The organism is Stenomitos rutilans (genome assembly GCF_059505485.1).
In genome coordinates, this window is the sequence record NZ_JCACKR010000019.1 from 1 (window position 1) to 7,654 (window position 7,654).

Below are 7,654 nucleotides of genomic sequence, written 5' to 3' on the forward strand. Positions count from 1 at the left end.
GAGATACTTGAGTGCAATATGCCCCGCCTGTGCGGCTAGCTCTAAGGTGTCTAAGTCTGCCTGCTTGCGCGCCTTTTGCACCGGGTCTTGTTTGCGACGATGACTATGTCGAGTGCGTTTCCAGCGGTAAGTTTTTTTTAAGGAGTCGGCGGAGTCGGTCACGACTCAAATCGACTAACCGCTCTTGTTTCAGCTTTTTGGCTAATTGCAGACTGTTGTAGGTGCGGGGTTCGTGCTCTAAGCACGCCGTCAGATAAGCCAAGTCTGAGGCTTGCCACTTTGGTTTTGCGCCCCGTCCTGGGGCTTCCCATAGTCCGCCTAAATCCTGTTCTTCCCACCGTCGCAGTGTCGCTCTGACCGTATGAGGATGGCACTCGAACATGTCCGCAATCGCGGGCACATTCCATCCCTGAGCGTTCAGTCGCAACATGTGGGCGCGGTCACGCGTGCGCTGGGGAAGGTTCTGAGCTAGTCGCAGTTCTGTGAGGGTACGGTCTTCTTCAGGGGTCAAAACAATGCGTAAAGGAGCAGGCATGATAGGCGAATTTAGCTAACGCTCTATCTTACAATTAATTCCACCCACCTACTTAGAAGGTGTGGAGCCATCGCTTATGGGTAGTTTGAAACTATCACCACGTATTTGTTTCGCTACGCGCGCCTCTGCTCCCATTAAGGTTGGTTGTGCCTGCTGCAATGCTTCAGCTTTGCTCATAGTGCCAGTAGATAGGTTCTTGTAGAACTCTTTCATCAACTGGCTGGTAGCTGGGATCATCAACCTGCCATAGTGAAGCCAACACTGCTCTGGCTTTGCTGGTGCCGCCTGTAATACCATTTCCTTTTAATTGAGTTACAGATGATGCACTCTAACCGGGGATGCTATGCAGGTTCCGTCACTCAAAACTCAACACTCAAAACTGAGAACTGGTATTACGCTTAATCAGACTCTCCAAACTCCAAAATAGGGCTGATTTGCTCCAGGGTGGCACGATCGTCCAGCAAGTTTGCGATCGCCACCCCTGCGGCACGACTACTGCGCCAGTAGCGGCTATGGTCAGCAACCAGCCCCAGCGCCATCGTGACATCTCCCAGTTGCTTTTTGAAAAAACTGCGATCGCCCAGATAATGATCCTGAAAATACAGCGTTGTATCCTCTAGCTCCAGACTGGCGCGAATCGGATAGGCAAACACATCTGATGCGTGAATCACATTGACCCAACGCAGTGGTTCACCCAGATAGCGGCTGGCAAACGCTTTAAGTCGATCGCCATTAATCCGTAAAAGCTGACTAAAAATCATAATGGGTGATCCAAGTGTGGTCACACTTCTAAGTTTCACCTTGCGCCCTTCGCTGCGTCCACTCAACCCTTTAATGGCATGGCGAACGTAGAACGCTGGATCAGAATCGTCGAAACTTTCCGAAAAGAGAATATCCCACAAGATCACGCTGCCCAGAGAATGCGCCACAATGTGCATGTCTTCCTCGAAGGGGTTTTCGGTCAAGAAGCTGAGCAACTGTACCGCAATCAGCCGACGCACTTCGCGCCCCTGCTGACTATTGAGGTAGCTAAAGATATCGTTAAAGAACCCAGTAATGAGCTGTTCACGCCGTTGACGATAGTGAAACACATCGTCCAGATCAATTTGAGGATGATCCCATTTGAAGGCTTCCAGATCTTGCTGAATCCAACCCCACAGTTCGTCTGTGCGACCGAGCGCATCGCCCCAAAACGCGGAGTAGAACTCTGGGCTGGACAACCCTCGATCGAGAAAATCACTGATGATGCGCGATCGCAGTGGATCAGCATATCCGCTTGCTCTGACCGAAGCTCCATGCATGAACCAAACTAACATTGCGCTTACTCCTTAGCCATGTTTCTGGTTCTCACACCTCATGTTGAGCCAAAATCGCCCGCATGTGAGTCGCTATGGCATCAGGTTGCTCCACCATCGCCATATGTCCGCAGTCGGCAATCTCGACCACATTATCACCACAGGCATGAAACATATGGTGAAAGCTGGCTAAATGGCGCACATACTTCGGCTCCATGATGGGATCTTGCGACCCAGCCATAAAATACACGGGCTGTTTTAACCGTGCCACCACCTGCGGCAAAAGATGGACTTCTGCTTCCGTCGTCGAATCTAGCAGCATGCCTAACGCCGCCTCGGAGTTGGCAGCAACAAAGTCCAGCAATCGCTGTCGTCCCCATTGACGAGCGATCGCACGGGTCACACTGGCACGCGTAAACAGCAAATCAAGGAATGGCATGTAGCACAGCCAGCGCGGACGCAGCTTGACCAACTGCTGCCCTACCGCCCGAAAGCGATCGAACTCTTCTTTCAAATAAATGCCGCCTCCAGAGTTCAAGCAAATGACCCCCTTAACCTGCTGCGGCAGTTGATCGGCTCCCCATAGCGCAATGCTACCGCCGATCGAGTGGCCGACTAGCCAAGCCTGCTCAATCTGCAATTCCTTGAGCAGGATCGCTAAATCCTTGGCATAGTCAAGCAGGCCATAACCAAGGGGAACAGGCTTGTCGGTTGCCGAATGGCAAGGCTGAGAAGCGCCAAACCCTCTTAAATCGTAAAACAAACACCGATAGCTGGGGGATAGTTGCTCAACTAACGGGTACCAATAGCTGCGGCTAAGGAGCCAGCCATGAATAAACACCAGAACAGCCTTTGAAGCAGTGGGAGCCGTCAATTCGTAAGCGTGCGGCACTCCCAGAATGTCGATCGTCTGCATCCCTCTATCGTAACCCGACAGGGAACGCTAGAAGCAAAGGCTAAGGTCGAACGGTCAGCAGTCAGCTTTCTTCTAATAACGCCCTTTGCCTTCTGCCTTCTGCCTTTTACCTTTTATCTTTCTAAAACCGCCTTCCCAAAAGCCGTTGCTTCATTCCTTCAGCAATTTTTTGCCCTAAATACTCTGGAATCAAACTTTCGTTGGGCCCCAGCAGATAAAGAATGAGGCGAGTCCGTCCACGCCACACCAGCAGGTTTGCATTCACCACCAACAGATCCTCTTGCCAGATGGCATACATCACTTTATAGAAAAGTCCTGGTTGGTTGTCTGCCTCAATCAACAGTGCTGGTAGGTGAAAGACCGGATCCACATAAAACTCGGTTTCTACCTGCTCCAGTCCCGCATCCAGGTTGAACTCTACCGCCAGCATTTCCTCAACTTCAAAGCGCCCTGCCAATGCTTCTCGAATGGCCCGACAGACATTTTCAGCCGTCTTGTCACTCAACGCCTTGCCGCTGCGAGAAACAATCAGCTTAATGAAGACCAGCATGGGCGGGTAGATCTGCCCGTACAGGCTGAGGCTATGGATGGTGAGACCGTAAGCTGCCAGCACGCCAAAAATATCGCTCAGCAGGAACGACTGGTTGCGATAGGCGAAATGCAACGCACTCTTGCTACCTTCTGGCTTCAGCTCAATGACGGCTTGCTTTGTTTTGTAAAGGTGATATGCCAGTCTCAAATTTTGCAGTTGAATTTCGCTGCTGACAAACTGCTCATAGAACTGGGGAAACGCACGGTTGAAGCGCTTCAAGAGTTCTAGCGTCGATGACTTTAAGCCCAGAGCCATAATCGGAAAAACTCGTTTGTTTAGGTTAAGACCATCTGTACTGTGAACGATCGTCCAGCGTTAGAGCTTTTACTTTAGGTTAATGATCGCCTCATTTCCAAGCTCTGATGTCATTTTCTTAGAACACGGTGACTGGTTAATGAATCTGGCAAGGGAAACCGCACGCGGAAAGGGCACAGAGCGTATACTATCTATTACCGAGATCTAACTACTACCTTAACCACGCTCGCATGGGTTTTTGGAAAAGCCTGTTTAGCAGTTCTGATGCCCCCTCCGCATCTCAGGCGATGCAAGTGGAGGACTATTCCACTAGGGCTACTGGCGATCGGTCTCACGCTCGCATATTTTTTAGCACAGAGCGAGAAATCGACCTGTATGAACTCGAAGAATTGTGTGACGCGGTTGGCTGGTCTCGCCGTCCCCTGCGTAAAGTCAAGAAAGCAATTCAGCATAGTTTTTTAGTCGTTTCAATGTGGGAACAACAAGGTTCGCATCGGCGGCTCATCGGTTTTTCACGCGCCACCTCTGACCATGCCTTTAACGCAACTATTTGGGATGTGGTCGTTCATCCAGACTTCCAGAGTAAAGGGCTGGGCAAGGCGCTCATGAAGCAGGTGATCAAAAAATTACGAAGTGAAGATATTAGTAACATTACGCTTTTTGCAGACCCGCAAGTAGTGGATTTCTACCGAAATTTAGGCTTTATGTCTGACCCAGAAGGCATTAAAGGCATGTTTTGGTACCCAGATTAGATAAAAGGGTACGGAGTTTAGAAAAGCTTCTAGAGGATACCTTAGAGCCTTCTATTTCATCAGGTGATGGTGCTCTCCCTCAAGTCAAGTCCTCCACCCTTTGAGAAGGCGGCTAAAGAGAGGGACTTTGAGTTGTTTGACTCTCTGCTCTTGTGGGGGGAGAAGGATTGGAGGGGTCTAAAAACTGCCTGACTAGATACAAAGGCTGCTTTTTTGAGGTTGCTCTCATCGAATGGTGCGAAGAGGGCAGGCTTACTCATCAGGCTGCACAAAACGGGATGTGAGCGATCGGGTCTTGCTCCTAAGTATGTGTCGTTCTTTGCAATACACATGAAGCGGATTGCACTTGCAGCTTTGATAGATCTTCCAGCCTTTACAAAAACAAGGCGGTCAAGCACATTACCCAACGAAACCTTTGTAACCGATCGGACTAGTGTTCTGAAACAGAAATGAGGCAACAGGCTTGAGCGCTACTCAGTCCTCAGCACTCAGTCCACCGCAAAGCGGCAGCAAGCTACAGCACTCAGCACTCTTGCAACCGACGTTGCAGAACTTTTGATGCGCTGTACTAGGGGCTGTCATCAATTACTAATGCACATGTCTCGCAGCAAAGGTTCCAGCCCCTAGCCTTGTTTGTTAGAACGGGCGCGGTAAGGCTGATACTCAAGGTTTTTGAGCTCAATTGATGACGCGCCCTAGTAGACTGTCAACTTTAAGTGCAGGGGGCGATGGGTAGATGGGTGTGTGCTGAACGACGCGTTGCGCATCCACGCGGCCATTCTCTATCCATTGAGGTTGTGCAAGTTAGGCTCTCACCCGCATGGGTAGTTTTTTAAAGAATTTCCGAAACAGTTTAAAACCGAGTGGATTATAACAACGTATATATTTCATCCCTGTTGAGCTTGGCAAACCATGCATAAACACTTTTGGTATTTGCAATGGGGGGCATCTATCTACCTCGTTCGCTCCTGTACCATCGCGCACTTGCCCTTTCTAAGAACACCCGTCTTCGGTTCTAGAGACGAAGCCCTAGCCTACCGTGACTGGCTTTCGTCCTATGCTCTGTCGCCTAAAAACGTGAGGGCTGAAGCCTGATTGCCTGTATGCGGCCTCTGGCAAGCGATCGACAACACAGTGACACACTGACTTCGAGCCGCTGTGTCACTGTGTCTTGTTAAATCTCAAGAAGGAGCGATCGCAATGAAGAAACTGAAAGCGTTGGTTAGCACTGCTTTGCCTTTACTACTAGCGGCTGTCTTGCATGATCCATCCATTGCTGGTCAAATGTCGAGTACGACCATGACTCCCGCAAGCGGGAAAAATGCAGTGGTAACAAGCACTCACCTTCGCGGACAAGTAGTTTCGTTTACCAAAACCACATTAACGCTGAAACTAATGTCTGGGAAGCAAAAGACCTTTCAAGTAACTCCCCGCCAAATGGGTCAGCTGAAGTTGCACAAAGGACAAACGGTAGCAGTTGTGGCGAAGGGTAATAGGGCAGAGACGGTTTCAACGCGCTAAGCCGACGTCAGAGATTACTCCATAGGGTCAAGCTGCTCAAAGGTTTTGGCTTCGTATCTATTATCCAAGACCTTCGAGCAGCCTGTTAGCGTAGCCTTTGAAGTAGGCATACCCAAATTGAGCTATACGAACCCGAAGTGCTTATAAATCAGGTGATCGCACTTGCTTGATTAAGGGAGAGTGCAGACAAAAAACTCCATTAATATGCTTCGATACCACTTGCTGATTGAGCGTTTGAAGGGTTTGCTCCTAAGCCCTCAAACGCTTTGTCTCCTGACAACCTTGTGGTTCACCCAAAGAGAGAGGAACGTAAAGCGAGTTCCAGGTAAGCTCAGAAGTATGGAAAGCTCTCTCTTCGATCGAACCTTTCGGGATAGCGATGGCAACCTTGTAATCGCTCAATTTCCCAACCTGCCACTTCTAACCTGGATTGCAGCGACTTTACTGAACCTCTTGCCCACAAGTGGCAATCTTCACACACTTCTGGACGCTTTGGCGTTTGGCTCTTTGTTCACTTGGGCATGGCAAGAACTCTTTCAAGGCGTTAATTACTTCCGGCGATCGCTGGGTTTAGTTGTGCTTATAGGCGTTCTCGCCTCACGATTTCGGTGGTTATAGCGTTCTGTTTATGTATCAACAAAATGAAGCAGAGCGGCTTCTGTCTGTAGCTTGCTAAAAAGTCGTTTAAGCGCTTTTCCTGTAACTCGATTGGTAGCATCCGTCAAGCTCAGCCATTGTCGCTTTCTTTTTTGGGCCTCCGGCCATGCTTCGGCTACGGCTTCAACAGACAGTAAAAAGACTTCGACCTGGCAAGGGTAGCCCCACTTGTGATCGGGGTAAACATCGAATACAGGCATGATCACTCTACCCGTAACGCCTGCTTCTTCCCATGACTCTTTGGCGGCTGAAGCAGCAGCACTGAAACCGATTGCAATCCAACCTTTAGGTACAATCCAGTGCTTGCGCTTGGTAGACGTGATCAGTAAAACTTCTAGTGCTCCATCTTTGATGCGATAAGGAATCACGCTGGACTGCCGCAGTGTAAATGCCAATTTGATCATCTTGCTCACGGACGACACAAACGCACCCAATGATAATGTCATCTTTCATAGCTTTAATCGGCAGTAAGACGTACTTCAATTGTGCTAATTAAAAAGCGTCTTACTGCCAGAGCATTCTTCTAATAGCGGTGCTAGCGAAACTCTATTTGACCGAGAGCATCCTGGTCATTTCAATCGCAGATCTACCCCCGTCTTGCAACATAAACGCATCGCGATCAATAAGCATGGCTGAACCGTTCAAAGAGACAGACGTTTACCCTCTTTACTCAACGAGCTGCAAGATTGCTTCTACTAGAGGCTCAGCGTTTATTGGTTTAGTAAGAAAGCGGTCAAAACCAGCGCTTAAAGCGGCATCAGCACCATACTCTCGGCTATAAGAAGTAATAGCAATGGCTGGTAGGTAGCTCACAGCAGGGTCAAGCTTTAGCCGTATCTGCCCTAACAATTGTTGCCATTTAAGCTCGGTAATCGTAAAGGCTCAATCGGTGATCCAGGGAGGTGACTTTGACCAGAGTAGGTTGGTAGGAGGCCATCGTCCAACAAACGGGCTGTTGTCATGCTTAACCTCAATCTCACTCGCCTGCTTGATGATGCCAAGTGCGACGAAACGGTGCGCCAACTGCGGTGGGGCACTGGGGTGTGCTGCGCAAAATGTTGCAGTACTCAAGTCATTAAGGATTATGGATTCAATAAAACCGGAAATCATAGTGATTGCGGCTTAGCAGTG

General features: G+C 49.4%; 9 protein-coding genes. 3 read left to right on the forward strand and 6 right to left on the reverse strand.

Going from position 1 to position 7,654, the window contains the following annotated elements:
- Window positions 1-103 precede the first annotated feature (103 nt).
- From AC5JLP_RS01955 to AC5JLP_RS01975, 5 genes are all read right to left on the reverse strand, one after another.
- A complete protein-coding gene (locus tag AC5JLP_RS01955) occupies window positions 104-535 on the reverse strand; it encodes a helix-turn-helix domain-containing protein (RefSeq protein WP_496065911.1) in 432 nt (143 codons plus the stop codon).
- 48 nt (window positions 536-583) lie between these two features.
- The gene (locus AC5JLP_RS01960) at window positions 584-832 is read right to left on the reverse strand and encodes a CHAT domain-containing protein (RefSeq protein WP_496066213.1); all 249 of its coding nucleotides are present in this window, start codon (window positions 830-832) and stop codon (window positions 584-586) included.
- Window positions 833-933: 101 nt separating this feature from the next.
- Entirely contained in the window at window positions 934-1,851 is a 918-nt protein-coding gene (locus AC5JLP_RS01965) for a hypothetical protein (RefSeq protein ID WP_496066214.1), read from the reverse strand.
- Between the two features lie 31 nt (window positions 1,852-1,882).
- Window positions 1,883-2,746: an alpha/beta fold hydrolase gene (locus AC5JLP_RS01970; RefSeq protein ID WP_496066215.1), complete on the reverse strand. Its 864-nt coding sequence runs from the start codon at window positions 2,744-2,746 to the stop codon at window positions 1,883-1,885.
- 121 nt (window positions 2,747-2,867) lie between these two features.
- Window positions 2,868-3,593, reverse strand: coding sequence for a hypothetical protein (locus tag AC5JLP_RS01975; protein ID WP_496066216.1), 726 nt, complete (start codon window positions 3,591-3,593; stop codon window positions 2,868-2,870).
- 230 nt (window positions 3,594-3,823) lie between these two features.
- On the opposite strand from AC5JLP_RS01975, the gene AC5JLP_RS01980 reads away from it, so the two are divergent.
- From AC5JLP_RS01980 to AC5JLP_RS01990, 3 genes are all read left to right on the forward strand, one after another.
- Window positions 3,824-4,345 (forward strand): GNAT family N-acetyltransferase, encoded by a 522-nt coding sequence (locus AC5JLP_RS01980; RefSeq protein WP_496066217.1) that lies wholly within the window; start codon window positions 3,824-3,826, stop codon window positions 4,343-4,345.
- 1,200 nt (window positions 4,346-5,545) lie between these two features.
- Entirely contained in the window at window positions 5,546-5,866 is a 321-nt protein-coding gene (locus AC5JLP_RS01985; RefSeq protein WP_496066218.1) for a hypothetical protein, read from the forward strand.
- A 339-nt stretch (window positions 5,867-6,205) separates the two neighbouring features.
- Complete coding sequence (locus AC5JLP_RS01990) at window positions 6,206-6,484, forward strand: hypothetical protein (RefSeq protein WP_496066219.1); 279 nt, start codon at window positions 6,206-6,208, stop codon at window positions 6,482-6,484.
- Window positions 6,485-6,492: 8 nt separating this feature from the next.
- Here AC5JLP_RS01990 and AC5JLP_RS01995 read toward each other — a convergent pair whose 3' ends face one another.
- A complete protein-coding gene (locus tag AC5JLP_RS01995; protein ID WP_496066220.1) occupies window positions 6,493-6,969 on the reverse strand; it encodes an NUDIX hydrolase in 477 nt (158 codons plus the stop codon).
- Window positions 6,970-7,654: the final 685 nt, after the last annotated feature.